This window comes from Pedobacter folensis (assembly GCF_056490665.1).
In genome coordinates this window covers 686,539-713,503 of the sequence record NZ_JBWJIF010000002.1, presented here as the reverse complement: position 1 = coordinate 713,503, position 26,965 = coordinate 686,539, and the positions used below count along the sequence as shown (strand labels likewise).

General features: G+C 37.6%; 30 protein-coding genes. 19 read left to right on the top strand and 11 right to left on the bottom strand.

What is annotated here, in order from left to right:
• Window positions 1–226: 226 nt before the first annotated feature.
• On the bottom strand, window positions 227–763 hold the full coding sequence (gene dcd, locus AC04QZ_RS11695) for a dCTP deaminase (RefSeq protein WP_086548704.1): 537 nt from the start codon (window positions 761–763) through the stop codon (window positions 227–229).
• A gap of 71 nt (window positions 764–834) precedes the next feature.
• Here dcd and AC04QZ_RS11690 point away from each other — a divergent pair, with 71 nt between their 5' ends.
• From AC04QZ_RS11690 to AC04QZ_RS11665, 6 genes are all read left to right on the top strand, one after another.
• Window positions 835–1,482, top strand: coding sequence for a 4'-phosphopantetheinyl transferase family protein (locus AC04QZ_RS11690; RefSeq protein WP_478357904.1), 648 nt, complete (start codon window positions 835–837; stop codon window positions 1,480–1,482).
• Between the two features lie 11 nt (window positions 1,483–1,493).
• Entirely contained in the window at window positions 1,494–2,222 is a 729-nt protein-coding gene (gene lipB / locus AC04QZ_RS11685) for a lipoyl(octanoyl) transferase LipB (protein ID WP_478357903.1), read from the top strand.
• The gene (locus AC04QZ_RS11680; RefSeq protein ID WP_478357902.1) at window positions 2,222–3,280 is read left to right on the top strand and encodes a serine hydrolase; all 1,059 of its coding nucleotides are present in this window, start codon (window positions 2,222–2,224) and stop codon (window positions 3,278–3,280) included. The genes lipB and AC04QZ_RS11680 overlap by 1 nt, the downstream gene beginning before the upstream one ends.
• A gap of 33 nt (window positions 3,281–3,313) precedes the next feature.
• A complete protein-coding gene (locus tag AC04QZ_RS11675; RefSeq protein ID WP_478357901.1) occupies window positions 3,314–4,039 on the top strand; it encodes an SGNH/GDSL hydrolase family protein in 726 nt (241 codons plus the stop codon).
• An 86-nt stretch (window positions 4,040–4,125) separates the two neighbouring features.
• Window positions 4,126–4,614, top strand: coding sequence for a DUF5684 domain-containing protein (locus AC04QZ_RS11670; protein ID WP_086548700.1), 489 nt, complete (start codon window positions 4,126–4,128; stop codon window positions 4,612–4,614).
• A gap of 7 nt (window positions 4,615–4,621) precedes the next feature.
• Window positions 4,622–4,948, top strand: coding sequence for a DUF2752 domain-containing protein (locus AC04QZ_RS11665; RefSeq protein ID WP_478357900.1), 327 nt, complete (start codon window positions 4,622–4,624; stop codon window positions 4,946–4,948).
• On the opposite strand, the gene AC04QZ_RS11660 is transcribed toward AC04QZ_RS11665, so the two are convergent.
• A complete protein-coding gene (locus AC04QZ_RS11660) occupies window positions 4,945–5,688 on the bottom strand; it encodes an RDD family protein (RefSeq protein ID WP_478357899.1) in 744 nt (247 codons plus the stop codon). The genes AC04QZ_RS11665 and AC04QZ_RS11660 overlap by 4 nt on opposite strands.
• A gap of 199 nt (window positions 5,689–5,887) precedes the next feature.
• On the opposite strand from AC04QZ_RS11660, the gene AC04QZ_RS11655 reads away from it, so the two are divergent.
• The 6 genes from AC04QZ_RS11655 (at window position 5,888) to AC04QZ_RS11630 (ending at window position 12,031) form a co-directional block, all read left to right on the top strand.
• Window positions 5,888–6,841, top strand: coding sequence for a stage II sporulation protein M (locus AC04QZ_RS11655; protein WP_478357898.1), 954 nt, complete (start codon window positions 5,888–5,890; stop codon window positions 6,839–6,841).
• A 1-nt stretch (window position 6,842) separates the two neighbouring features.
• The gene (locus AC04QZ_RS11650) at window positions 6,843–7,727 is read left to right on the top strand and encodes a hypothetical protein (protein ID WP_086548696.1); all 885 of its coding nucleotides are present in this window, start codon (window positions 6,843–6,845) and stop codon (window positions 7,725–7,727) included.
• 1 nt (window position 7,728) lies between these two features.
• Complete coding sequence (locus AC04QZ_RS11645) at window positions 7,729–8,457, top strand: DUF4129 domain-containing protein (protein WP_478357897.1); 729 nt, start codon at window positions 7,729–7,731, stop codon at window positions 8,455–8,457.
• Window positions 8,454–9,644, top strand: a complete 1,191-nt coding sequence (locus AC04QZ_RS11640; RefSeq protein WP_478357896.1) for a DUF4350 domain-containing protein — start codon at window positions 8,454–8,456, stop codon at window positions 9,642–9,644. The genes AC04QZ_RS11645 and AC04QZ_RS11640 overlap by 4 nt, the downstream gene beginning before the upstream one ends.
• Window positions 9,625–10,602: an AAA family ATPase gene (locus AC04QZ_RS11635; protein WP_086548693.1), complete on the top strand. Its 978-nt coding sequence runs from the start codon at window positions 9,625–9,627 to the stop codon at window positions 10,600–10,602. The genes AC04QZ_RS11640 and AC04QZ_RS11635 overlap by 20 nt, the downstream gene beginning before the upstream one ends.
• An 82-nt stretch (window positions 10,603–10,684) precedes the next feature.
• On the top strand, window positions 10,685–12,031 hold the full coding sequence (locus tag AC04QZ_RS11630; protein ID WP_478357895.1) for a DUF58 domain-containing protein: 1,347 nt from the start codon (window positions 10,685–10,687) through the stop codon (window positions 12,029–12,031).
• Window positions 12,032–12,115: 84 nt separating this feature from the next.
• On the opposite strand, the gene AC04QZ_RS11625 is transcribed toward AC04QZ_RS11630, so the two are convergent.
• The 5 genes from AC04QZ_RS11625 to AC04QZ_RS11605 form a co-directional block, all read right to left on the bottom strand.
• Window positions 12,116–12,676 carry a transposase gene (locus AC04QZ_RS11625; protein ID WP_478357894.1) on the bottom strand — a complete coding sequence of 187 codons (561 nt, stop codon included), beginning with the start codon at window positions 12,674–12,676 and terminating at the stop codon, window positions 12,116–12,118.
• A 137-nt stretch (window positions 12,677–12,813) separates the two neighbouring features.
• Window positions 12,814–13,872 (bottom strand): nucleoid-associated protein, encoded by a 1,059-nt coding sequence (locus AC04QZ_RS11620; protein WP_478357893.1) that lies wholly within the window; start codon window positions 13,870–13,872, stop codon window positions 12,814–12,816.
• A 62-nt stretch (window positions 13,873–13,934) separates the two neighbouring features.
• A complete protein-coding gene (locus AC04QZ_RS11615) occupies window positions 13,935–14,417 on the bottom strand; it encodes a MarR family transcriptional regulator (protein ID WP_478357892.1) in 483 nt (160 codons plus the stop codon).
• Window positions 14,417–14,920, bottom strand: a complete 504-nt coding sequence (locus AC04QZ_RS11610) for a GNAT family N-acetyltransferase (protein WP_478357891.1) — start codon at window positions 14,918–14,920, stop codon at window positions 14,417–14,419. Before AC04QZ_RS11610 ends, AC04QZ_RS11615 begins: the two co-directional genes overlap by 1 nt.
• Before the next feature lie 116 nt (window positions 14,921–15,036).
• The gene (locus tag AC04QZ_RS11605; RefSeq protein WP_478357890.1) at window positions 15,037–15,609 is read right to left on the bottom strand and encodes a TlpA family protein disulfide reductase; all 573 of its coding nucleotides are present in this window, start codon (window positions 15,607–15,609) and stop codon (window positions 15,037–15,039) included.
• 164 nt (window positions 15,610–15,773) lie between these two features.
• On the opposite strand from AC04QZ_RS11605, the gene AC04QZ_RS11600 reads away from it, so the two are divergent.
• Both AC04QZ_RS11600 and AC04QZ_RS11595 read left to right on the top strand, forming a co-directional pair.
• The gene (locus AC04QZ_RS11600) at window positions 15,774–16,109 is read left to right on the top strand and encodes a hypothetical protein (RefSeq protein ID WP_478357889.1); all 336 of its coding nucleotides are present in this window, start codon (window positions 15,774–15,776) and stop codon (window positions 16,107–16,109) included.
• 115 nt (window positions 16,110–16,224) lie between these two features.
• Window positions 16,225–18,543, top strand: a complete 2,319-nt coding sequence (locus AC04QZ_RS11595) for a TonB-dependent receptor (RefSeq protein WP_478357888.1) — start codon at window positions 16,225–16,227, stop codon at window positions 18,541–18,543.
• Window positions 18,544–18,836: 293 nt separating this feature from the next.
• Here the strand turns inward: AC04QZ_RS11595 and AC04QZ_RS11590 are convergent, their stop codons facing one another.
• Window positions 18,837–19,916 carry an NADH:flavin oxidoreductase/NADH oxidase gene (locus tag AC04QZ_RS11590; RefSeq protein WP_478357887.1) on the bottom strand — a complete coding sequence of 360 codons (1,080 nt, stop codon included), beginning with the start codon at window positions 19,914–19,916 and terminating at the stop codon, window positions 18,837–18,839.
• A gap of 212 nt (window positions 19,917–20,128) precedes the next feature.
• Between AC04QZ_RS11590 and AC04QZ_RS11585 the strand changes: the two genes are divergently transcribed.
• The 5 genes from AC04QZ_RS11585 to AC04QZ_RS11565 all read left to right on the top strand — a co-directional run bounded on the left by AC04QZ_RS11585 (window position 20,129) and on the right by AC04QZ_RS11565 (window position 24,121).
• Complete coding sequence (locus AC04QZ_RS11585) at window positions 20,129–20,956, top strand: ABC transporter ATP-binding protein (protein WP_086548685.1); 828 nt, start codon at window positions 20,129–20,131, stop codon at window positions 20,954–20,956.
• 81 nt (window positions 20,957–21,037) lie between these two features.
• Complete coding sequence (locus AC04QZ_RS11580; RefSeq protein ID WP_478357886.1) at window positions 21,038–21,772, top strand: hypothetical protein; 735 nt, start codon at window positions 21,038–21,040, stop codon at window positions 21,770–21,772.
• An 18-nt stretch (window positions 21,773–21,790) separates the two neighbouring features.
• A complete protein-coding gene (locus tag AC04QZ_RS11575; RefSeq protein WP_478357885.1) occupies window positions 21,791–22,165 on the top strand; it encodes a GntR family transcriptional regulator in 375 nt (124 codons plus the stop codon).
• Between the two features lie 4 nt (window positions 22,166–22,169).
• Complete coding sequence (locus AC04QZ_RS11570) at window positions 22,170–23,009, top strand: GIN domain-containing protein (protein ID WP_478357884.1); 840 nt, start codon at window positions 22,170–22,172, stop codon at window positions 23,007–23,009.
• Between the two features lie 125 nt (window positions 23,010–23,134).
• A complete protein-coding gene (locus AC04QZ_RS11565; RefSeq protein WP_478357883.1) occupies window positions 23,135–24,121 on the top strand; it encodes an alpha/beta fold hydrolase in 987 nt (328 codons plus the stop codon).
• 53 nt (window positions 24,122–24,174) lie between these two features.
• On the opposite strand, the gene AC04QZ_RS11560 is transcribed toward AC04QZ_RS11565, so the two are convergent.
• The 3 genes from AC04QZ_RS11560 to AC04QZ_RS11550 all read right to left on the bottom strand — a co-directional run bounded on the left by AC04QZ_RS11560 (window position 24,175) and on the right by AC04QZ_RS11550 (window position 26,947).
• A complete protein-coding gene (locus AC04QZ_RS11560) occupies window positions 24,175–25,065 on the bottom strand; it encodes a DUF6263 family protein (RefSeq protein WP_478357882.1) in 891 nt (296 codons plus the stop codon).
• Window positions 25,066–25,079: 14 nt separating this feature from the next.
• The gene (locus AC04QZ_RS11555) at window positions 25,080–25,853 is read right to left on the bottom strand and encodes a M90 family metallopeptidase (protein ID WP_086548679.1); all 774 of its coding nucleotides are present in this window, start codon (window positions 25,851–25,853) and stop codon (window positions 25,080–25,082) included.
• A 68-nt stretch (window positions 25,854–25,921) separates the two neighbouring features.
• Entirely contained in the window at window positions 25,922–26,947 is a 1,026-nt protein-coding gene (locus AC04QZ_RS11550) for a Gfo/Idh/MocA family oxidoreductase (RefSeq protein WP_478357881.1), read from the bottom strand.
• Window positions 26,948–26,965: the final 18 nt, after the last annotated feature.

The window sequence follows — 26,965 nt, the reverse complement described above, 5'->3', positions numbered from 1 at the left end:
TCAGCCCCGCTTTACGCTTTACTTCGTTTCACTATGTGTTCGCTTTAATCGGGTTTAGGTACAATGTTTAGTACCCGGAAGAACAAAGCCTCCGTTATCCCCCCGCCTGTTACAGGCGCCCTTTCCAAAAAATTAAAATGTGTTTAAATGGAGAAATTGGCAGTTTACAATTCAGCAATCTTAACAATTTAACAATTACAAAAACCGTTAACCAGTTAACCAATCATTAAAACTTATTCTTCCACATCATGCTTTCTACCGGCCTGGTGGTTTTATTGTTGTACTTAGCGTTACCTTTCGAATTGTACATCGTTTCGATCTTACCTTCAACAACAAAGTAAATCAATTGGCCAATAGGCATTCCGGCATAAATTTTTACTGGTTGCGCTACCGATATTTCCAATGTCCAGGTATTACAAAAACCAACATCACCTTTACCTGCTGTTGCATGAATATCAATACCCAAACGACCGGTACTGCTTTTACCTTCTAAAAAAGGTACATGCCCGTGCGTTTCGGTATATTCTACGGTAACCCCCAGGTATAGCGTACCTGGATGAAGGATGTACCCATCTTTAGGAATTTCAAAATGTTCGATTTCGTTATGTGCCTTTGCATCAAGCACACGGCTTTTATAGGTAGCCAGGTATTTCCCCAAATGAACATCATACGAGTTGGTTCCTAAACATTCGCGTTTAAAAGGCTCAATGATGATTGTTCCCTTCTCAATTTCTTCTAATATCCTGCTATCAGATAATATCATTTTTATACGTATTTTTGGCCTAAATTATCATTTATTTAAGATAATTTTGCATGTAATCTCCAATTTAATCAATGCCAATAATTTACAATAAAAATATTGATCAGCATGCTGTTTTAGCAATTTGGAAAATTGAAGAAACGGAAGAAGAGTTGTTGGCCGGGCTGCAGCTTAAGCAGCATGAACATGATATTATTTCGTCATTAAACAGCGGCAAGCGCTTGCTGCATTGGTTAAGCACCAGACTGCTCTTGAGAACCATGCTGAATACCACTGAGTATATCGACTGTCAGTTTGATGAACATGGCAAGCCCTATCTGGTTAATTTCGACTATCATATTTCGTTAAGCCATTCTTACGATTACGCTGCGGTAATGATTAGTAAAGAACATCCTGTTGGCGTTGATATTGAACTCATTAAGCACAAAATAAAAAGCATTAAGCACAAGTTTTTAAGCGATGTAGAGCTGGCCCAAAAACAGATCGGAGATAATACGGATGGCTTATACGTAGCTTGGTGTGCCAAAGAGGCCATTTATAAGTGGCACGGAAAAAAAGGTTTGGAATTTAAACAGCATATCCATATTAAACCTTTTAAGCTAAAAAACGAAGGCTCATTAAATGCGTTGGTAGAATTGCCAACAGGTACACGAGAGCTTACTGTTAATTATTTTAAAACAAAAGACAGTTACATGTTGGGCTATGTAGCCAGCAATTCTTAACATAAATGGAGATGAACGAGACAGCGGAAAAAGCAATTGCGACAGGTTTAGTGCCAACTACTTTTACAGATTGGGGCTTAACAGACTATCAGGAAGCCTGGGATAAACAGGAACATTTACTCAATAAAACGGTGGCCATTAAAACAGAAAACCGTGTAAACAATACCCATAAACCTACCCCAAACCACCTGGTATTTTGCGAGCACCCACACGTGTACACTTTAGGTAAAAGCGGGCATCCCGAAAATTTATTATTAGATGAGCAGGGATTAAAAGATAAACAGGCAACTTACTACAAGATAAACCGGGGTGGTGATATTACCTATCATGGTCCGGGGCAGCTAGTGGGCTACCCTATTCTCGATCTCGATAATTTCTTTACTGATATCCATTTATATTTACGTACCCTGGAGGAAGCCGTTATCCTTACTTTGAAGGATTACGGGATAGCAGCGGGCCGTTATCCTGGTTTTACCGGTGTTTGGTTAGATGCCGATAACGAAAAGGCACGCAAAATATGCGCGATGGGCGTACGTTGCAGCCGCTGGGTTACCATGCACGGTTTCGCCTTTAATGTAAATGTAGATTTAGATTACTTTAAAAATATTGTGCCCTGCGGCATTGATGATAAAGCCGTAACTTCTTTAGCAAAAGAACTCGGTTACGATCTCGATATGGAAGAAGTAAAAGAGAAATTAAAGAATCATATTGCCGAACTCTTTAAAATGAAGCTTATTTAATGATCAGGCTCATTGCTATCTTCATCTTAGTGCTCATTACAACTCATGTTTCAGCACAAAACCTGGATGAAATAATCAAATTCATTAAGGATAACCCAAAAAAAGCATCGATTGTACTCATTGAGAATGGCAAGGAAGTACTCAATTATAACAGCAATCAATTGATGCCCTTGGCGAGTGCTGCCAAAACCATGATTGCCATTGAATTTTCTAATCAGGTTGTGGCTAAAAAATTTAAAGCAAATCAAAATATAGCAATAAGCGAGCTCAACAAATACTATATTCCATTTACTGATGGAGGGGCACATATTCAGTGGCTGAAATCGTTAAAAAAGAAAAAAGGAGATAGTGTTTCTTTATTACAGGTTGCCCAGGGCATGATCAGGTTTAGCTCGAATGCCAATACAGAATATCTTCAAGATTTATTGGGATTAGCAAATATAAACCGTAATATCAAAACACTAAAACTACGGCAACATAGCCCCCATTACTATTTTACCGCTGGGGCGCTGATGACCTGTCTTAGGCCTGCAAACATCGACGAAGAAAAATGGATCGCTCAATTGGAGGCCATTCCAATGGATGAATATCGGAAACTGTGCGAAACCAATCACATCAAATTAAAAACAGATTCAACATTTATCAAAACTTTTAGCTCTATAAATTTACCACACAGAATACAAAAAATATGGTCAGATAGATTGGTAGCCTCAACTACTGCCGATTACGGAAATATAATGCAAAAGATTAACAGCAGGAATTACTTCAAACCCGAAATTCAAAATATCCTGGACCAGCTGATGGAATGGCCTATGGTGAACCCAGGCAACCAGGCTGTTTTTAAACACTTAGGGCAAAAAGGCGGATCAACAGCATTTATTTTAACAGATGCTTTTTATGCAACAGAAAAAAAGGGATCGAATTTAGCCTGTGCATTTTTCTTTAACAACCTTACTGAAAAAGAAAAATTAATGATAGAAGGTAATTTTGGAATTTTTGAGGGTAGTATTATTACCGATTCTACTTTCAGACAAAAACTGATTACTGCACTAAAATAAAACTAAGCCGAATGTTACTTCGTAGATTACACTATGAAGATTTTATTAAGCGCCATTTTATTTTCTTTCTTAACTTCGGGCTGTACAAAACAACAGCCCATGCCTATTGAACCCGTTAGCGATCGAACAACAACTTCACCAAATGGGGAAGATAGTTTTACTTATCTGGCACTTGGCGATTCTTATACCATTGGCGAATCGGTTAAACAGCCTGAATCTTTTCCTTATCAGCTTCAGGGTTTATTAAAAGCCCAGGGCAGTAGTGTGGCAAATCCAAAAATTATTGCCGTTACCGGCTGGACTACCGATGAACTACAAATTGGTATAAAAAAAGAGAATTTAACTGGCACCTATAGCTTTGTTACACTTTTAATTGGTGTAAACAATCAATACCGGGCTTACCCCATCAGCACTTACAAAAAGGAGTTCACAGAATTGTTACAGACCGCAATCGCTTTTGCCGGAGGCAACAAGAGTAAGGTTTTTGTAGTTTCTATTCCAGATTGGGGTGCTACACCTTTTGGCAAAAACTCCGGACGAAGTACACAAAACATTGCTAATGAAATTGATAGCTTTAACGCCGCAAACCAGGAAATCGCGCTTTCAGCTGGCGTAAGCTACACCAACATTACACCGGCTTCCCGAAATGCAGCAACCGATCTGTCTTTAGTGGCAAGTGATGGATTGCATCCAAGTGGAAAAATGTACACAGAATGGGCAACTGCTTTATTACCCAAAGTGGCCAATGTGTTGAAATAATTAAACGTTTGTTTATGCTGTTTTTAAATTAAAAAATTTATTTTAGTTTAACTATTTAAATTAATCACCTTAAAAACAGTTAAATTATGAATGAGTATGAATCAAGCGGAATAGCCGCAGGTATTGGTGCAGGAGCTATAATTTTTTATCTCATCCTGATTGTAATTACTCTAGCAGGAATGTGGAAAACCTTTGAAAAAGCGGGTAAACCAGGTTGGGCTTGTATTATACCTATTTATAGAGAAATTGTGATGATTGAAATTGTAGGTAAACCAATGATCTGGATTTTATGGTTACTAATCCCTTGTTCAGCTCCTGTTTTTGCGATTTGGCTTATAAATCTAATGAGCAAAAGTTTTGGCAAATCAGAGGGATATACTGTAGGACTAATTCTATTGGCTTTTGTATTTTGGCCAATGCTTGGCTTTGGCGATGCTAAATATTTAGGCCCATCGGCAGCAGAAGCACAAAATGGCGGTTTTGGTAACAACCCGTTCAATAACCCGAATAATCCGTTTAACAAACCATTCGGTAATCAAGATAATCCAAACGATACGCCTCCTCCGGTAGTTTAATTCAAGGATGTTTATCATATTTATATTTTGCAGCTCGATCAACCTGGTTGATTGGCTGCAAAATCATTTAATCACCTGCCCATTTAAAGCATTAACAGGAATCGATTGTCCGGGTTGTGGCTTTCAAAGATCTTTTATCGCTCTTCTTCAAGGCGATTTATCAAAAAGCTGGTCACTTTATCCACCTACCATCCCGCTGTTGTTTTTATTTATCTCAGCTGGCTTATTGTATAAACTTCAGATCAAAAAAGGTCCTCTTATCTTTAGAATATTGGTTATCGTAATCGGTAATTTTGTAATGATCAGCTATGTACATAAAATGTTTTTTAGCTAAACACTCATATTAGCCGTAAGGTGATTATAATCCTTTAATACCGTCTCTAAAAACTGTAACTCGTTCATCCCATTTGGAATAGTTACAAAAATACGTGCTTTGGTTTTGGCTGCCATGGTATAAATCAGGTCGACATTGCCGGTTTGGTAATAACCGGTCAACACTTCATGAATCAGTTCTATATCCCTGTCATTTAAGTGCAGCACTTCCTTAAACTGTGGTTCGTATTCTTCAGGTAAACTAAAACTGAAGGCCACATTAGAAAATTCAGTTCTGGGTTTCGTTTTAATCAGCGTGGTTTTAGCCAGCATATCGCCCAATCGCTGATGATTTTTGGTTATCGCTACCGAAACCAGCGCCACAACGCCCCAGCCAAAAGGGAAGCCGAAATCAATCATCCGAAATAACCACCTAAAAATATACTGTCCAAAAGTTGGTTGTGTGCCATCAAGGCTGATTACCTTTATCTTTAACACCTTCTTCCCCAGGGTTTGACCATCCATCGTAATTTCGCAAACCAGATCGTAGAAAGCAAAAATAGCCAGGAAAATGAAAAAAATAACCATGGCAGCATTTCCCGACATGGCCATTTGTGCAGCGCCCATTACCACCAGGGTAATTACAGCGAGAATTATAAATCCAGCCAAATCGATACACCTTGCGGCTATACGCTCACCAAGGCCGGCAATTTCGTAATCAATATCAATATTTTGAGCTGTGCTAATTCTGATGCTATCCATATTCAAACATAATTTTTTTTAAAGATAATAGCGGTAAACCAGTATTTATTTTTTTAAACTAAAGTTTTCTTATATTTTCATATTTAGATTGTTCATCTGTGTATATTTGTTCAGCTTGGTTAAGCGATTTGAAAATAATGTTGGTTTCATTTCCATAAAAAATTAGCTATTTTAACCCGAGATTTGGTAAGGCCTTTAAATGAGAGAAGCATTATTTGTTAAACAGAATTCGAAGAAGTGGCAACATTATGATTCCATGCAACAGGCAAATCCTGATGAGGTGGCCAATCAGTTTATCGAAATCACTAATGATTTAGCTTATTCCAAAACTTTTTATCCAAATTCGAAAACAACAGCCTATCTCAATGGCTTAGCTTCTAAACTACATCAATCCGTTTATAAAAACAAAAAGGAAAAGTCGAACCGGTTTATCCATTTTTGGAAAACAGAACTCCCCTTAATATTTCTGCAACACCGAAAACAGGTGTTTTATGCCCTGGCATTTTTCCTGGTTTCCTGCGCCATTGGTGCGCTATCGGCTAAGTACGATGATACCTTTGTGCGATTAATTATGGGCGATGGTTATGTAAACATGACCAATGAAAACATTGCCAAAGGTGATCCGTTTGGGGTTTATAAACAGAGTAATGAGTTTATCATGTTTATGCAGATAGGCGTTAATAATATTTATGTTGCACTATATACTTTTGTTTTAGGCATTATATTTTCCTTCGGTTCCATCGTTTCATTATTCAGAAATGGCGTGATGCTCGGCTCTTTCCAATATTTCTTTTTCAGTAAAGGCTTGGGCTTTCAATCGGTTCTGGTGATCTGGATCCATGGAACATTAGAAATATCGGCAATTGTTTTAGCAGGCGCCGCTGGTTTAATTTTAGGAAATAGCCTCTTATTCCCCAAAACCTACACCAGGATGGCTTCAGTTTTAAAAGGGGCCAAAGATGGATTGAAAATTGTAATTGGCCTGATCCCAATTTTTATCGTTGCAGCATTTTTTGAAAGTTTTGTTACGCGACATACTGAAATGCCTTTATGGTTAAGTATGTCCATTTTATTATCTTCTGCAGCTTTTATCATTTGGTATGTATTTATTTACCCCATAAAAATCTACAATAAACAAGCAACGCTAAATTAACATGCTAGGGAAAATTGAATTTAAGAAAAGAAGGGATTTCGGACAGGTTATCAACGATACCTTTACCTTCATGCGTCAAAATATAAAGCCGCTCATTAAAATATATTTCACATTTTGTGGCTTATTTGTGCTGGCCAGTATGTTAACCATGTTATTGCAACAATACAAAATGGTTAATATTATCAATACCATTGGTAATGGAAGAAACACTAAAGGCTTAGGCTTTTCAAATATATACGGATTAGAATATTTCTTGTCTATTTTATTCTCTTTGGCCACCTATGCCAGTATGAGTGTTGCCATCCTCTCTTACATCGCCATCTATGTGCAAAAAGGCAATCAAACACCAACTACTGATGAGGTTTGGGGATACTTTAAGTATTACTTTTTCAGGATTTTTGGGAGTTCTATTCTATTAATTATCCTGATATGTATTGCCTTTATGTTTTGCCTGGTACCTGGCTTCTGGCTATTCCCCTATATTACCATGATGTTCCCGATAATGGTAATCGAAAATGGTTCATTAGGTTATTCATTTAACAGGAGCTTCAGCATTATTAGAGATAATTTCTGGATTACCTTTGGTACACTGATCGTTGTATGGATTATTGTTTATGCCTGTATGAGCATGATCATTTTACCTACCAGCATATTTAATATGATTGGCATGTTTACCCATAAAACGCCGCACATGTCTTTAACATTAACCATGATTACAACTGTTTTGCAGTCGTTATGCCAGGTGTTTACCATCATCCCCATCATTACCATTTCATTGGCCTATTTCAGTTTGGTTGAACAAAAAGAAAGTACCGGCCTAATGGAGCGGATTTCTAATTTTGGCAATACCGAAAAACCCATCGATACCAGACCTGAAGAATATTAAAATGCAGCACACGCTATTCCGATATCTTCTTGTTTCTCTTTTGTTTTTTATTCCGGTAATCAGCAATGCACAACCTGTTAAAGCTAAGCCTGTAACTACTATAATTAAAACAGATAGCAGTAAGGTTGTAGTATCAAAATTCGATAAGGATGCCATAAGCAATTACAAAGAGCAAAAAGAGTTTCAATACGACGAAATAGGTCAGCAACAATTATCACTCTGGGATAAATTTTGGTTATGGTTTTGGGATGTAATTGGCGAGCTGTTTCAGGGCGCCGCAGCTAATATTTTTTCCAGGTATATTTTTATCGGACTTGGTGTTGCACTGATCTTGTTTATTGTAATTAAAATTATCGGTGCTGAAAAAATCTTCGCTAAAAAATCAAAAGAAACCATCCTTCCATACGATGTGATTACCGAAAACATTCATGAGATAGATTATGAACAGGAATTACAAAGATTAGTTGCTGAAAGAAAGTTCCGTTTAGCTGTCAGGCTTTTATACCTGAGGGCGCTTAAAAAACTGAGCGATGCCGAAATTATCCAATGGCAGCCCGATAAAACCAATTATAATTATTTAATGGAAATCAGTAAGCCGGAGCTGAGAAACGATTTTAGCCAGCTTACCCTGCAGTTCGATTATATCTGGTATGGCGATTTCCCTATCGATGAAGTAAAATTCGACCCTATCAACCAATCGTTTAACCAGTTTAACAACCAGATTAAATGAAAGGTTACAAATTATATCTGATTATTGGTTCCATTCTAATCCTGGGTTATTTAATTGCGCAGTATAACAAGCCTACACCAACAAACTGGGCTCCAACATATGCCACAAAAGATAAAATCCCTTATGGTACTTATATCTTATACAACAGAATTAAAGATATTTTACCCTCAGCCAGTATTCAACAGTCGAAAACTGCCGTTTACAACACTTTAAAATCCAAAAAATTCAGTAATACCGCTTATATAATTGTTGCGCAAAAGACAGACATTAGTAAAACTGACCTTGAACAGCTGATAAAATATATGCAGGCGGGCAATGATGTATTTATTGCTACTTACGATTTAGGGAAAATAAGGAAGGAACTTAAAGTACAAACTTCTACTGCAATGTCGCCTGAAGGAAGTACCTTAAATTTTACCAATCCAGAATTTAAAACGGATGCCAACTATGGTTTTGAAAGAGGCATTGGCAGCCAGTATTTTAGTAAGGTTGATACCAGTAAAACAACAATACTCGGCGTAAATGGGAAAGGCCAGCCCAATTTTATCCGTTATGCTTACGGAAAAGGCAGTCTTTACCTCATCGCAGAACCGGGATTTTACACCAATTTCAATCTGCTCAATAAATATGGTGCAGAATACGCCGCTAAAACCTTAAGTTATTTACACGGAAATAAGCAGCTCATTTTTGATGAGTATTTTTCTGCGCAAAAAAACAGCACTACCGATATGCTCAGGGTATTCTTTAAACATCCTGAACTGGAATTTGCCTACTATCTGGCCATATTTAGTTTGATCATTTTTGTTTTGTACGACATTAAACGCAGGCAAAGAATTATCCCGATAGCCGATCCGCTGACCAATTCTTCACTGGCTTTTGTTAATGTAGTTGGCAGCGTTTATTATCACGAACGCAACAACCTCGATATTGCCCTTAAAAAGATCAATTACTTTATGGAGTACTTAAGGGCCAGATATTATCTAAAAACCAACGATATCGACAGCAAATTTGCTCAGGTACTGATGGAGAAAACAGGCATTAATGAAGCCTTGGCCAAAGCCCTGACCAAACATTTTATGCAAACACCAACTATGGGCGATTTAAGCGATACCCAATTGATTAATTTAAACGAAAGTATAGAACAGTTTTATAAAAATACGCAAAGCAATGGAACAAGAACAGTTTAACCCACGTACCGATTTAAGCGCCTTAAATGAAGCGGTAAATCAGATCAGAAATGTACTTGGAAATATCATTATCGGCCAAAAACAGGTTATTGATTTCTTAATTGTTGGTTTGCTTGCCGATGGGCACATCTTAATTGAGGGTGTACCAGGCGTAGCCAAAACACTTAGCGCAAAGTTGCTTGCAAAATCGATAGATGCACAATTTTCGAGGGTACAGTTTACGCCCGATTTAATGCCATCGGATGTTTTAGGAACCCCGATATTTAATACCAAAACAGGAGATTTCGAATTTAGGAAAGGCCCTATTTTTGGCAATATTATTCTGGTTGATGAGATTAACCGTGCACCTGCAAAAACCCAATCGGCCTTGTTCGAGGTAATGGAAGAGCGCCAGGTAACCATTGACGGCCATACCTATATCATGGATGAACCTTTTATGGTATTGGCCACACAGAACCCGATTGAACAGGAAGGAACATATCGCCTGCCTGAGGCCCAACTGGATAGGTTTTTATTCAAAATAGAGGTTAAATACCCTTCATTGGAAGAGGAAACTGCAATTTTGATGGCGCAGCACACTTTAGTGAATAAAACATTATTAGACGAAGTGAAAGCAGTATTATCTGTTCAACAGATACAAGGAGCCAGGGCAATCATCCGCAATTTATTTGTAGAGCCAAAATTATTGGAGTTTATCGCCAAAATCGTAAATGAAACCCGGAACAATTCATCACTTTACCTGGGGGCTTCGCCAAGGGCATCGCTAGCCATTGTACACAGTGCAAAAGCCTTTGCTGCGATTCAAAACCGCGATTTTGTTACACCTGAAGATATTATTGCCGTTGCAGGGCCTGTATTGGCGCACCGGATATTATTATCACCTGAAAAGGAAATGGAGGGATTAACCACAAGCGACATTGTTAACCAGATTATTAAAAAAATTGAAGTACCGAGGTAGTTCAGTTATCAGTTGCCAATTTTCAGTTTACAGTTGGCAATTAACAGTTAACCAGTTTAAATAATTAACCGATTAAACAACATTGAAAAAATTCTTTCAGCAATATTACACCAATCTATTCCTAACCGATCGCTTATTTGCGGCTTTAGGGTGCTGCGTTGTGCTCTTTTTGCTGAAGTTCTTTTTTGCCTGGCTGGGCGATATCCCTGAAATAGCCACAGGAACCATTTTTGTGCTCTTTTTTATCGATATTTTTATTCTATATCGAAACAACCAAGGGATTGCGGCCAAAAGAATTACCTCGAAACGTTTGAGTAATGGCGATGAAAATCCGATACAAATCGAAATCAGGAACAGTTATGGTTTTGGCGTAAATGCCAGGGTAATTGATGAGGTACCTTTTCAGTTTCAACTGCGGGATAAAGATTTTAAACTGTACCTAAAATCTGCTGAAGTAAAGTCGATCCACTACAATCTGCGGCCAACTAAACGTGGTGAGTATGATTTTGGCTTCATCAGGGCATATATTAGTTCGCCGCTGGGTTTGATTAGTCGCCGATACAATTTTGATGGCGCTAAAATTCTACCGGTTTATCCTTCTTTTATTAATCTTGGTCAGTACGAATTGCTGGCTGCTTCACGCTATTTAACAGAATTCGGAATTAAAAAAATCAGAAAGGTTGGGCAAAGCAGCGAGTTTGACCAGATCAAAAATTATGTTGGCGGCGACGATATCCGTACCATTAACTGGAAAGCTACAGCCAGAAAAAGCAGTTTAATGGTCAATACCTATACGGATGAGAAATCGCAGAATATATATTGCGTTATTGATAAATCACGCGTAATGCGCATGCCTTTTGAAGGATTGAGCCTGCTCGATTATGCCATAAATGCCACGGTTGCCCTTTCAAAGGTGGCCATGCTAAAGGAAGATAAAGCCGGTTTAATTACCATCTCCGAAAATATAGGATCCATTGTGACTGCAGATCGTAAAGCCTCGCAGCTGGGTAGCATCATGAATGTGCTTTATAAAGAAAAAACAAGATACCTGGAGAGTAATCTCGAGGCATTATATTCGGCAGTACGTTCCGTAGTAAAGCAACGCGGTCTTTTGGTTTTCTTTACCAATTTCGAAAGTTTATCTGCCCTGCAAAGGCAATTACCTTATTTAAAAAGAATTGCCAAATACCACTTACTGGTGGTTGTATTTTTCGAAAATACCGAACTAAAAGAATTAAGCACAGAACCGGCTAAAGATGTAGAAGGAATTTATCACAAAACCATTGCTGAGAAATTTATCTACGAGAAAAAACTAATGGTTAAGGAACTTAACAAACATGGCATATTGGCCATCCTTACCCCGCCACAAAAGCTTACGGTTAATGTAATTAATCAGTACCTGGCCTTAAAAGCACAGCAGAGGATTTAGTCCTCAGTCCGTAGTCTTCAGTCCAAAGTCGACTTATGACTCTAATCCTCGGTCTGTGTCCTCACAGACCGAAATGAAATAAAATTAAAGGAGGTTCCTATAATCAGTTAAAAATCCAAAATTGTCTATACCAGTTTCGTAAAATCTGGCAGAAGACCATTCATAATCTTCTGGTTGTTCACTTAGTTGCCATTGCTCTTGTAATGGATTATAATGTATATAATCTATTTTTTGCTCAAGTTTATCCTGCGTATCCAAAAGAATAGCTAAGGGATCACGCTGCCATAAACGAAAATTTCTTTCGCCATCAGATACTTTAAAATGTGGCAATGCATCTGGATGATGAAGTTTTAAATCCTGAAAAATTTGATGAGAAGTGTACTTGTTAAAACTTGCATGAGGCATTTCTTTTCCATTAGTTTCAATCATTTGCCATATTAAATGTAAATGATTTGGCATAATCACAAAAGCATAAACGATAATTTTCTTTCTCCTTACAAGTTCTCTTAAGGTATCGAGTAATATCGTTTTGTACTTAGTCTGAGACAATATCTTTTTCCAATCTTTAACCGTATCTGTCCAAAAATATACTTCATTCAAAAGCATTTTTGAGTTGCGATCTTGTTTGAAAATATTATTGTCCATTACTAAAAATAGAAAATAAAATTTAGTTTCGGTCTGTGAGGACACAGACCAAGGAATTGGCACAACAAAGGATTTAGTCCGTAGTCCAAAGTCGACTTATGACTCGTGACTCAAGACTGAGGACTCATGACTAAACCCTACTCTTCTTCCCTAAAATATACCTTGTAAAAGTTCATCGATTTATCATCGTCATAACCTTTCTCGATCATATCTTTATTACCATGGATATAGATGTGGAAGTTCTTATCCAGTTTTAACACACTTTTATAAGCACGGGCTTGTTTTTTTACGGCAGATTCGGCGATTTCAAAATGATCGGCTATCGGACTTTCGAACTCCTGCTCGTAATTTTTTTTGTAGTTTTTGAACGATTCTATTCCTTCAGCATTACCAATTACTTCGTTACCGAACTCTTCAATATCAAAGGTTTCTTTCTCTTTGAAATATTTCATCGAACGGTTTAACAGATCAATTTTATCGGCTTTGCTGATTTCGTAATCATCATCCAGCTTTTGTGTGACGAAGTTTTTATAAACCCCCAACACATTATTGGTCTGGTTATAACTATCGTTCCTGATTTTCAGTTTTAAGAATTCATCTTTCCAGTAAACAGCTGAATCGTTGCTGCTCTTCGATTGATCCAGTACCACAACTTTGTACCCATCCTCCCGATCTACATTGAAAATCAGACATCCTTTATCCAACTTGTTAATGCTGATGGCTTCTTGCTCGTAACTTACATTAAAGCCATCCTGTTCAGGATAAACTTTTAAGTAGGTATCTTTTGTTTCAGATTTGAAAACCCCAACCACATCCAATTGTTCACCTTCTATCTGCACTTTTTCGAAATAAGCCACATACAACTCTCCCGATTTAATTTTTGGATGATTGGCTACATCGTATAAATGTTTGGCAAGTTGTTGCGAATCTTCGTGAAAAAGTTCGTTGTTTTCGAAAATTTCATGAACGAAATGAAATACTTCATTCAATTCAAGATTATCGTTGGGATGATAAAAACGATAGACTTCATTTACTTTTTCAAAAGGTTTTAAGAAATACTGCATTAACAGGTTTCCCAACACTTCATCATCAATTTTTAAAGGCGCATCAGATAATTTGTAATACTCTTCAAGCAGTTTATTGCCTGTATGGTGGATAGAAAGTTGCTTAAGTGAAGCCTCGAAAAATGAAATCATGGGGGCAAAAATAACAAAATCATTGATTAACCTTTCTTGCCAGCCAAAATTCAATCAGTCAATCATTTTTTCATATAAACCTCGGCTCTTTGCAAAAAGCTTTTTTCCTTTAATGTGGCTTCAACCTCATTTATGGCTTTCATTAAGTTATTCTGTGTATTGGTAATATCGGCTGTGGCTTTAATAATCACTTCCCATACGGGTTCCATCGTAGCAAGAAGTGAAGATCCCTTTTCGGTGAGCTCAACCAAACGTTTGCGGGTATCAACCTTGTCTTTTTTAGAACGGATCAGTTTCTCTTTCTCCAGCTCTTTCAATAAACTGATGGTAGATGGATGTGCATAACCAATTTCATCTGAAAGGGAAACCACACTCATGGTCGATTTTTTATACAAAGTATAGAGCACAGGAAACCATTTAGGTTGAAAATCGATTCCGAATGCTTTATAAATTAACAGGCCATCTTTACGGATCTGATCGCTCAGCCTCTGCAAACGCGTAGAAATAGCCAGTAAGCCAGAAGCATCAATTACATTTTGTTCCATTAAACAGGTTTTAAATCCAGACCATAAAACACATTATCGACAGCCATCCGCGGAAAATAAGCTGGTAAATCTTTCATTTCAACTTGCTTAAATCCGTTACGTTCGTAAAAGCGACAGGCGGCCTGCAATATGTCTTTGGTACCCAAATATACCTCATTCAGCTTATTATCTGCGCAATAGGCTAAAAGCGTTTTCAATAAAGCCTGCGCAACACCCAAATCTTTACCGCGAAATTCTTTTTTAACAAACATTTTCCTGATTGCCACCGATTGATGCTCAGGTACAGCAATTAAAGCAATAGTACCAATCAATTCTCCATTTAATTTGGCTCCCCAGAAGGCACCGCCGGAGCCATCGTAATTTTTTTCAATGTCTAACAGATCTGGCTGCGCAGCTAAATCGATATCTACATTAAATTCTATTTGCTGGATGGGCAGAATCAACCCAATAATCTCTTCGCAGAATTGATTATTTAACCGTTCAATTTTAAAGTCGTTTTGCATGGTTAATTATTATTCAACAAATATATGTAGTTAACTACATATATTGCAATTCAAATATCATTTCAGCATCAAATTTCATTAAGACCAGGATTAAGAATAGCTTTTAATGATGGAAACTAATTTGTGTTTTTCAGTTGATTGAGGAAATCAACAATCTTTTTATCGGCGTAATTGGCCACTCCTTCGTGTTTAAAAGATAATCGGCCCTGCTTATCAAAAATAATAGTGGTAGGCAAAGCGCCTTTAAATATTTGTTCAGGAATGTTGCTTTCTACTTTATAAACTGGCATTTCGTATTTACGACTAAGCATAAACTTGCCCGATTTTTCGAAATCGCCATCTGCATCTGCAAAAATGAAAACAACATCTTTATCGCCTTTAAACTGTGTATACAATTTGTTTATCGAAGGCATTTCGGCCATGCATGGCGGGCACCAGGTTGCCCAGAAATTAAGAAAAATAACCTTGCCTTTTAAATCGCCCAGATCTACCAGATTTCCTTTAACATCCTTAAACCGGATGCCACTAAGGCTGGAAGAAACGTTAGTAGGCGTTTCGATCTTTGGTATATAAAAACCAATTTCAATTAAGCCCCTAATTAAAAATGCTTTTGCATCAGGCACAAAAACAATTATCAAAAGAATAATGATAAATAACGCATTGAATATATTTTTCCGGATAAACTTCATGAGCTACAGATTCTTTTGATTACATCTAATAACGAAAATAGCTTTACAATTGGTATGGTCTTAATTTAATGGTTAAATTATGAGTTAAATAGCCTGTCATACCCTCATAAATACAATGTTACTTTGTAAATATATATAATTGCCTAGGAATTACTATTTTTGCCATGTTGAAAAAGCATAGACAAAACATTAAAAAATATTTATCAGCAATTATGCTGATTGTGTTTGCTATTGCCTTAACGCCGTGGAGCGTTCTTCACCATCATAATCCCGTACCGGTTGTACAAAAAGAATTGCACTGTAAACACGTAAGCCACGTGCAAGCGCACGGCGATACCTGTTTGATCTGTAATGCCAGTTTTGAAAAAAATTATGTGCAAACGCACCACATTTACAGAATCTTCTTATCAGCTAAAATCTTCAACCGTACAGAACCCACGTTAAAGAATGCCTTTACTGAAATAAAGCGCACCTGTTTACGTGGCCCTCCTTTAGCATAATTTTTTCTTCTTATAGCGCATCCGCGCTGAATCAAATTATTTATCCGGGAAACTAAAACCAGCTTCATTAAGCTCTTTTTTTGGCTTTTCGTTCATTTTTATTTACACACAACACATGAAAAAATTACAGCTTATTGGCTTGGTAATTCTATATACATTATTGAGCAATACTGCTTTCGCTGCCGTACTAAAAGATATAAAAGGTAAGGTTATTGATGCCAGTACAAAACAAACATTACCGGGTGCTACCATTTTTATCCCTGATTTAAAAGTTAGCGCGGTAACCAATAACGACGGCGCATTTACCATAAACAATCTTCCATCGAAAGGAAGTTATTTAGTTGAAGTGCACTATGTAGGTTATAAAACAGCAACTCAGGTCGTAAACCTCGCCACAGCAAGTGGATTGGAATTTTCATTACAACCTACCGCGATAGAGACAAAGGAAATTGTCATTACCGGAAGTTTAATCAGCAGCACCAGTAAAAGAAATAGCGCTTCATCGGCAGTACTTGGCAAAGATCAGTTGTTACAGCCTTCCAGCAATTTAATCGATGCGCTTACTAAAATCCCTGGTGTATCTCAAATCACCACGGGACCATCTATTTCTAAACCTGTAATTAGGGGTTTAGGCTACAATAGAATTGTAACGTTAGATGATGGGATTAAACAACAAGGCCAGCAATGGGGAGACGAACATGGTATCGAAATCGATCAGTTCAAATCAGACCGGGTTGAAGTACTACGTGGGGCAGCCTCGTTAATGTACGGCTCCGATGCACTTGGTGGCGTAATTAATTTATTAGAGCCAAGTACCGCACCAGAAGGACAGGTTAAGGGCGAATTTATTACCAACTATTCGACCAATAATGGGCTTACTGCTAATTCACTCATGTTAACCGGCAACCAAAACGGTTTTGTTTGGAGGGCCCGCGGAACCTATAAAAATGCCTACTCTTTTAAAACACCTACCGGATATTTCCCGAACTCTGGCTTTAATGAAACCGATTTAAGTGGAATGGTTGGTTTAAACAAAAGCTGGGGATATTCTCATTTAAACGTTTCTAATTTCCGCAATAATATTGGTTTTTATGAGCCAACATTAGATGAAAATGGCAACTTCGTTAAAGAAGATGGTGAATCTTTTATTACCTCAGACTTTAAAAACCGTGATTTAGATTATCCTCGTCAGGATATCCGCCACTTTAAAATCGCATTAAATAACAATTTCATTATCGGTAATGGTAATTTGAAGGCCGATTTTGGCTATCAGCAAAACCAGCGCCGTGAGCTGGAAGAAGGACCAGATCCTTCTTTGTTCTTCGATCTTAAAACCTATAATGCCGATTTAAAATACTATATCCACGAAACGAATGGATGGCAGCCGGTATTTGGAATAAGTGCCGATGCAGGTCATAGCGAAAACAAGGCAAATGACGAATTCTTAATTCCGAATTATGATACTTATGGCGTGGGTGTTTTTGCCTACGCGAAAAAGAACTGGGAAAGCAACACCTTTAGCATTGGTGCCCGTTACGATTATCGTAAAAATAATGGAAAACAGTTATTTGTAGATGGTGAAGAACAGTTTGCACCATTTCAAAACAAATTTTCGAATGTAAGTGGTGCATTGGGTTTTACCCATCAATTTAATGAGGAGCTTAACTTTAAAGCCAATGCAGGTTCTGCATTTCGTGCACCAAACCCGGCAGAATTAGCTTCAAATGGTGTACATGAAGGAACTTTCCGTTACGAAATTGGTAATTCTAACTTAAGTCCTGAGCGTAGTTACCAGGTAGATGCGGCATTGGAATATGAAGGAAAATTAATCAGCGCAAGTGCAAGTATTTACAATAATTACATCCACAACTTTATCTATGCCTCAACAAATGGCGAAAGAATAATGGCCGAAGGAGATGATTATCCGGTTTACCGTTATGGTCAGGTAAACGCGAACCTGTATGGCGCAGAAGCAAGTTTAACCATACATCCGGTTCCTTTTATCCATTTCGAAAATACATTTGGTTATGTACATGCACAAAACAACAGTTTAAACAAGCCATTGGCCTTTATACCAGCGGGTACATTACGCAACGAATTACGTTTCGAGCCTAAGCTTAAAGGCACAAATGATGCTTACTTATCAGTTGGCATTAACTCTGCATTTAAACAAGCCCGGGTAGATGATGTTTTCGAAACACCAACAAGCGGTTATACCTTGCTAAATGCAGGTATCGGCGCTACCTTTAATTTAGGTAAACAGCCGGTTAAACTATCGGTTTCTGCTAATAACCTGTTGGATCACAAATATTACGATGCACTGAGCCGGTTAAAACCAGGACGTTTAGATTCAGAAAACCTCAATTTAGGGGTTTACAACACCGGTAGAAACATCACTTTCGGATTGTATATTCCTTTTACGGTGGCTAAATAAAAATTAACCCAAACACTGCTAAACAAAAAAAGCGGAGTTGATCTAGAAGATTGCTCCGCTTTTTTGTTAAAGTACACCTAAGAAGAATTGTTCTTGTTAACTGCATCCTCCTCAATTATTTACTCCTAACAGTTTCTAATAGAAAGGTCGTCATCTCGACCGAAGCAATGCGGAGTGGAGAGATCTTTGAACCATGATTATTAATAAGCTTAAAGATTTCTCCGTTACGCAACCGATGAAAAATCGGTAAGCTTCAGTCGAAATGACGATTTATGGTGGTTTATTATCACCTGTTACTTCTTAAGCGTTTCCCTTTTTGCCCTCACATATTGGTTTGGCCATTCTGTATCATCGCCAAGTACCTGAGCCGCATGGGTAGGAAAATAAGCATCGCGCAGTGATTCGCGGGCAATAAAAATTAAATCTGCCTTGCCCTGTTCTAAAATATCTTCTGCTTGCTCCGCTTCAACAATCACACCTACAGCCCCCGTATAAATGCCAATTTCATTTCTGATTTTATCCGCAAAAGGAACCTGGTAGTTTGGTCCCGCAGGGATAAAAGCATCAGGTACATTTCCCCCCGATGAAGTATCTATTAAATCGACACCACGATCTTTTAACACCGCCACCAATTGTAACGAATCATTCTCATTCCAGCCGCCTTCGGTCCAGTCTGTTGCTGAGATACGTACAAATAAAGGCAAATTCTCCGGCCATACCGATTGTACGGCTTCCACCACATCGATTACCAAACGGATACGGTTTTCGAAACTTCCGCCATAAACATCAGTTCGTTTGTTACTCAGCGGACTAAAAAACTGATGTAATAAATAACCGTGCGCAGCATGTATTTCTACTACCTTATAACCCGCCGCCAATGCACGTTGAGCGGCTGCCCGGAAAGCAAAAACTATATCCTGAATTTCTGAGATGGTTAATTCATGAGGTTCAACCTGCCCTGGCTTAAAAGGAGCTGAAGATGGTGCAACGGGTGTCCAGCTATTCGCGCCTTCGGCTAGCTGCTCACCACCATTCCAGGGCACCTCACAACTGGCTTTTCTACCGGCATGCGCCAATTGGATGCCTGCAATCGCACCGTTATCATGAATGAAAGAAACAATTTGTTTCAGTTTATCTACATGTTCATCTTTCCAAATGCCCAAATCGGCATAGGTAATTCTTCCTTCTGCAGTTACCGCAGAAGCTTCCTGAATAATCAATCCCGCGCCACCAACTGCACGGCTACCCAAGTGCACCAAATGCCAATCGTTGGCAAAACCATCAACGGCAGAATACTGGCACATTGGCGAAATAACAATTCTATTTTTTAAGGTTACATCCTTTATGGTAAAAGGAGAAAATAATTTAGACATATCGTGTGATTTGCTTTCCACAAACATACAATCTCCAGTTAAAGATGTTTTAATGCAACAATTATTAAACTGATATTTTACCTTTCCATGGCGGAGCAATGGGCATGATAACGCTAACCGCAATTCGCTTATCGCTAAACTTTTTTCTTCAAAAATTTGGAGATCACAAAACAACATCATACATTAGTGTATTATTTAACTAATACAGTAATATGATCAACATTAACAATCTTAATTTTGGCTACAGCAAGCATAAGCCATTATTTAAAAATATGAGCATGCGGTTAAGCAACGGCCATATTTACGGTTTGCTTGGAAAAAACGGAGCCGGTAAATCGAGCTTATTAAAAAACCTGGCCGGTTTGGTGTATGCACAGAGTGGTACATTGGATGTAATGGGTTTTAATCCTGCAAAAAGACAGCCAGCACTCTTAGCGCAAATCTGTTTTATACCAGAAGAATTTTATTTGCCATCGGTAAAAATTGATGCCTACCTGAAAGCAAATGCACCATTTTACAAAAATTTTGATCATGATTATTTTGCAAGACTTTTAAAAGAATTTGATATTCCGGCAAGCAATAACCTGGTTGATATGAGTTATGGACAAAAGAAAAAATTCATCATTGCTTTCGGATTAGCTACTCAGGCTAAGCTGATCATTATGGATGAGCCTACGAATGGCTTAGATATTCCATCAAAAGCGCAGTTCAGAAAAATTATGGCCTCTGCCATGACAGATGATCGCTGTATCATCATCTCTACCCATCAGGTAAGGGATTTGGATAACCTGATTGATACCGTGATTATGCTTGATGAAAACGATATTGCCCTAAAAGCATCGGTAGAAGAAATTACCGCCAAATTAACTTTCAAAAAAGTTAAAGAAATAGACGATAGCATTTTTTATGCAGAACCATCGTTATCGGGCTATAATGCGGTAATGCCGAACTATCACCACGAAGAAAGTAAATTGGACATGGAACTTCTTTTCAACGCTATCCTTGCCGAAAAAATCAAATTTAAACCTTTATTCAGCTAAACCATGAACAACACCTTTAATATCAATCGATTTGGCTTATTGCTTAGAAGACGGTGGCTCGAATTTGGGAAAGTTTACCTCATGAGTTTAATAATACTCACTATAATTATTGTTGGTTTCTATCTTTTCAACATCCCTCGATATAAGAGCTCTTATTTTAGATGGGATGATAATGAACATGTGCAACTGGGCTTCCGGGTAGTTATTTTTCTTATGATTGGATTTCTATTTCTTACCATAGAAGCCAGTGCATACTTTAATTCGCTAGGCCAAAAATCTAAGGCCATTATGGAGTTAATGACCCCTGCCTCAGTTACTGAGAAATTTCTTTGTGCTTTTCTTTATACATCTATCCTTAGTATTCTGAGCTATCTGCTCATTTTTTATGTAATCGATGCGATTTTTGTAAGTTATCTTAATGAGTTATGGGAAAATAAAAAAGCCATTAATTATAATACAGGTAAGCTTACTGTAGTTTCTTTCAGTACTGTTTTTGATGACCTAACGGCCGACAGAGAGTTTAAATTTTTATTCGCGCTCCCTTTTTTCTTTACGAGTATTTTTCTCTTAGGTTCTGTGTATTTTAATCGTTTTCACTATATCAAAACCGCCTTATCTGTTACCGTATTTTTCGCTCTGGTATTTTTTATAACACTCAAATTCTCAACATGGCTAACAGAAAATAAAAGCGTTAAATATATTATTGGCGGCAACGAGAAAGGTTTTGTTTTGACCACATTTTTTTGGACAACAATTGCACTCAGTCTTATTATTTGGTTAATAGTCTATGTTCGTCTCAAAGAAAAAGAAGTTTAATTTTTAAAAGGTATAGATATGGAATTTAGAGATAACAAGGCAATATACCTTCAAATAGCAGAATATGTTTGCGAACACATTCTGCTAGGAAAATGGAAAGCCGACGAGAAAGTTCCTTCGGTGCGGGAACTGGCCGTAGAAATGGAAGTAAATCCGAATACGGTAATGCGCACCTACGAGCTGCTACAAAACAAGAACATCATTAACAATAAAAGAGGAATTGGTTTTTTTGTAGATGAAACGGCCATAGATAATGTAAGAAACTACAGAAAACAGCAATTCATTACGGATGATCTGCCTGTGGTTTTCAGGAATATTTATCTGCTTAATATTGGTTTTGAAGAATTGGAAAATCAATATAAAACATTTGTAAAAGAGAACTTTAACACCTAATAGAATGAAAACAAGTAATAAATTACTAACCGCGCTCGCCGCACTTTTAATTATTATTCCAATAATAGTTGTGGCAGTTAATGTCAAGATAAATTATAGGCCTACAAACGGCGATAGCTTTGTAGAGGAACAAGAAATAAATGCAGAGCCTTTTGATAAAGAATCTTCTGGCAGAACTTCAATACCAATCAAAACTCCTTTTCACAGCGTTAATATTCCTGATGCAAAAAGAATTTATCTAGAATTACACTTTATAAAAAGTGCAAAATCAGGGGTAAAAGTGCCGACGGACATGAAAAATGATATCAATTTTAGCGTAAGTAGTACCGGTGCACTGCAAATCAATTTTGGCGATAAGCTTAACCGATCGGGTAATCATCGCAATGGCATAGTGATACTGGTATATAGTCCAGATATTGATGAGCTTAACCTCAATAATTCCTCTAATCTGGTTTTAACTGCAAAAACTGACACTTTAAATGTGAATTTAAAAAAATCTGGTTCATTAAGCTTTGGCTCACCCATTACATTCAGCAATGAAAAAACAACAAGAATAATAAATCAAACAGACATCAAACAATTGAACGTAAATCTTGATAGCGCTGTTTTTTATTCAAGAATCAACTCTTACAAGAATTTGAATATTTCCTGTAAAAATTCATCAGTAAGTATTCATGCAGATGAACAAGAAAGTATTAGCATTGGTAATTTAACCATTAATACCTTCGGAAAATCTGATGTTAAGATTGAAAACGCAATAGTGAGCAAAATTTCGGGAAGTTTATCAGACGAAACAACGATAGCCATGCCTGTAAAATATTTAAAACAGATGCTGAAGAATTAATTCAGATTATTTTAAAGCATGATCTTCTCTGTGATTTTGCAAAAAGGGCATGATTTTTAAGCTAACTAATTGGCAAAAGTTTAACTTGGGCCAATTAGTTTTTTTAGTTTTACATCTACCCCATTATGAAGAGATATTTCTTTCTACTTGCGTTTATCCTGTTCGTTTTTAGCCAGGCACAAGCACAAAAAACCGACACCCTGTCCATCACCCTCGATAACGTTAAATACCCATATCCGGTTAAATATTTCCCCATTAATACCGAAGGACAAGATATTAAAATGGCTTATATGGATGTTGCACCCACTTCAGCTGCAAATGGGAAAACAGCGATCCTTTTCCATGGCAAAAACTTTGGCGGTTACTACTGGGGCAATGTAATTAAAGCCTTAACCAATATTGGTTATCGCGTTATTGTACCTGATCAGATTGGTTTTGGTAAATCATCTAAAGCATTTATTCATTACAGCTTCCATCAAATGGCCACCTGGAATAAAAGACTTCTAGATACACTGGGTGTTCAGAAAACAGTAGTTTTAGGTCATAGCATGGGCGGTATGCTGGCTACACGTTTTGCATTGATGTATCCTGAAACAACCGAAAAACTCTTACTCGAAAACCCAATCGGATTGGAAGATTATAAAACTTTCATCCCCTATATCACCACTGCACAACAGTACCAAACCGAACTTAAAACCACAGCTGAAAGTGTAAGGAAGTATTACCAGGGCTCTTACTTTACTTATTGGAAACCCGAATACGAATACCTGGTTAGTATTGCCGGAGGTGTAACCAACAGTTCTGATTACCCGCGATGGGCTAAAGTTGCCGCACTAACCTATACCATGATTTATGAACAACCTGTGGTGTACGAGTTTCAAAATTTAAAGGTACCTACTGTTTTATTTATCGGTAAGGAAGACAAAACCATTGTAGGTAAAGGATTACTTAGCCCTGATCAGCAGGCTTTACACGGGCAATATAAACTTTTAGGGAAACAGACTGCAGCCAAAATTATCGGTGCTAAAATTATCGAATTTGATGCCTGCGGGCATATTCCGCATATCGAGATTCCAACGGAGTTTTTGGTGGCGTTAACAGGTAGTTTGTAATTTGCTATCAGACCTTATAGGTTCTTGAAACCTATAAGGTCTACAACGTTAACCTAATTAACCTCTTTTCCTACAATTTTATTAATACCCTGCATTTCGAAATCGATGTCTTGCCCCATCGATTTCATTTTACCATACAGTTCTACACGAAGGTGGCTATTTAATACAATTCCGGTTTTCATATCAAGTGAAGTTTCTCCAGAATTGGTTCCTTGTAAATCTGTTTCCATTTTGTTGCCCATCACTTCAAAATTCCCTTTCGATAGCAGTGTTCCTTTTACGCCCAGTATAGCGATGCCATCTTTCACTTCCTTCAAGGTATATTGCGTAATCGTTTCAATGGGCATGCCCATCTGCATTTTGGTATCAACGGTCCAGCTGTCGCCTATTTTAACGGCTCTGTCTGGATAGATTTTAAACGACGATTCCATGGTTTGTTTCATTACCTCGTTGCTAAACTGCTTACTTAAAGCATTTTTAATCTGTTTAACCTGACTGGTATCCTTAGTCATCCTGGCCGCCATATTATCGAGCATTTTATCAATACCCGCAACTGTTTTAATCGCACCATTTGGAGTTACCGTCATATAAAAAGAAGCGCCTTTGAAACCGCTAAAAGGATTCTTTTTGGTACTATCCTGATCATCTGAGCTATAGGTCATGGTGTTGCCCATCGCCACAGATTTTATGAAAATCCTGTTATAGGTAACTTTAATATCCTTTTCGCCATAATGGCCTTCGGTAATATCAAAAGTATAATCTGTTCCGATATTTTGGGTTAAATGTATATCCCGGCCAGCAACTTTCTGATTAATAATCTGATCGGAAGTGATTGTAAAATCGTACTTATAACCTGTTGGATAATTTTGTCTTAATACATAGGTTTTCTGTGCAAAGGCACTGATGGTAATCAGACTACAGATAATTGTTGCAAATATTTTCATTTAGTAATTTATTATTAACCCGCAGGCTGTTGCGCAAAAATGCGGCTTAACTGAAAATACAATTCAGGGTGTTTATCCCTTAGCTGTTCAGGTTTTTCAAAGAAATATTCAGAAACTACTGCAAAAAATTCGGCCTGGTTGGTGATGGCATAAGGATTAATATCCGATTTGTTATCCTCAATTTTTTCCATTTCCTCATGCATCATTTTAATCCAGGGTAAGGTATACTCATGGGCTATTAAATTCTCCGGAATACCATCAGTTGCACCATCAGATTTATCCAAAAGGTGCACAAATTCATGTATAGCGGTATTTTCTTTCCCTGCACTTTTAGAGAAACCATGACGTAAAGCCGAACGTGATAAAATCATCTGTCCGTTCATATAACCTGTGCCTACCATGCCCATAATATTCCTTTCGCCCCCTTCAAACTGAAAATCTTTGTTAAAAGTGTCTGGATACAGCAAAACGCTGGTTAAGTTTTTGTATTGCCAATCGTCGAAACCAAAAATCGGGATCACGGCACTCGAAGCAATCAGCAGTTCATCTAAGGTAGTCATTTCTAAACCTACAGCTTCTATCTTAACCGTACTGAAAAATGCAGCTACTTTTTGCTCAAACTTAAGTTTATCAGTCGAATCGAGATTGTGGTAATAACCTACGTAATCATCCAGGATCTTTTTATCTACATCTGTTAAAGGATCAATAGCCACTTTCTTTTTTTTAAGGATAAGATAAAGGGCAATTAGAAAAATAGGAATTAAGTAAGCGAATGGCAATGAGTTCATATAAGGATTACACAGATAAGGGGATTACATCGATTTAACAGATGGCACAGGTTGGATATTTTTTTTGATTAGCTTTCGATAATTTCTAACTGGATTAAAACATCCTCGCGTGTAACGGGATAGGGTTTATGGTTATTTATCGCCTGATAAATGGCTTCGAAAAGCGGCAAATAACTTCCTACTTCTGATGGGATTGTCTCTTCGGTTTTATGACCTTCGGCATCAATGGTGGTTAATAAACCATCTTTACTTTCAGATTCAATACCGTAGCCCGGATCGGTTAATTTCATACCTGCCAGCAACTGTTCTTCCTGAATATCCGTTCTTTGTTTAATAAAACTTCCATTTACGCCATGTAAAATAAATCCGGCCTGCGGGTTTACCACCAGCATGCTCGAAGTAACAAAAACATTCAGACTATCAGGGTAGCTCAACTGGATCGAAAAATAATCATCCACCAATGTACCAGCCCTGTTTTTACCTAAAATTTTATGGAAACTTAATGGTTTGCCAAATAAACAGATTACCTGATCTAAAAGGTGTGGACCTAAATCGTATAAAAGTCCGCTCGCCTCTACCGGGTTTTCTTTAAATGCCTTTGGGCCGATTACGTTGCGATAACGATCGTAACGCAAATGAACTTCAACCAGCTTACCCAGTTTACCGCTTTCAATCACCTTTTTTACAGAGGTAAAATCACTGTCCCAACGGCGGTTCTGGTAGAAAAAGATTTGTTTCCCTACGCTATCGGCAAGCTCGAAAAGCTCTTTTGCCTGTGCAGCTGTTGCCGTAAATGGTTTTTCAACCAGAATATGTTTATGCCTGCTTAATGCTGCTTTCGAGTGTTCGTAATGCAGGTTGTTGGGGGTATTAATCACCACCAGTTCTATTTCCTCATCATTCAGCAGTTCATCAACACTGTTGTAACTTGTAATATTTGGGTAATCATTTACCGCATTTTTATGGTTGCGTTCTACTATAGCCTTTAAATTGAAGCCGCTGTGTGCCTGTAAAAAAGGAGCGTGAAAAACTTTCCCTGACATGCCGTAAGCTAATAAACCCGCATTAATTGTTTTATTGATATTCGTATCCATAGGTTATAAATGTAGCTA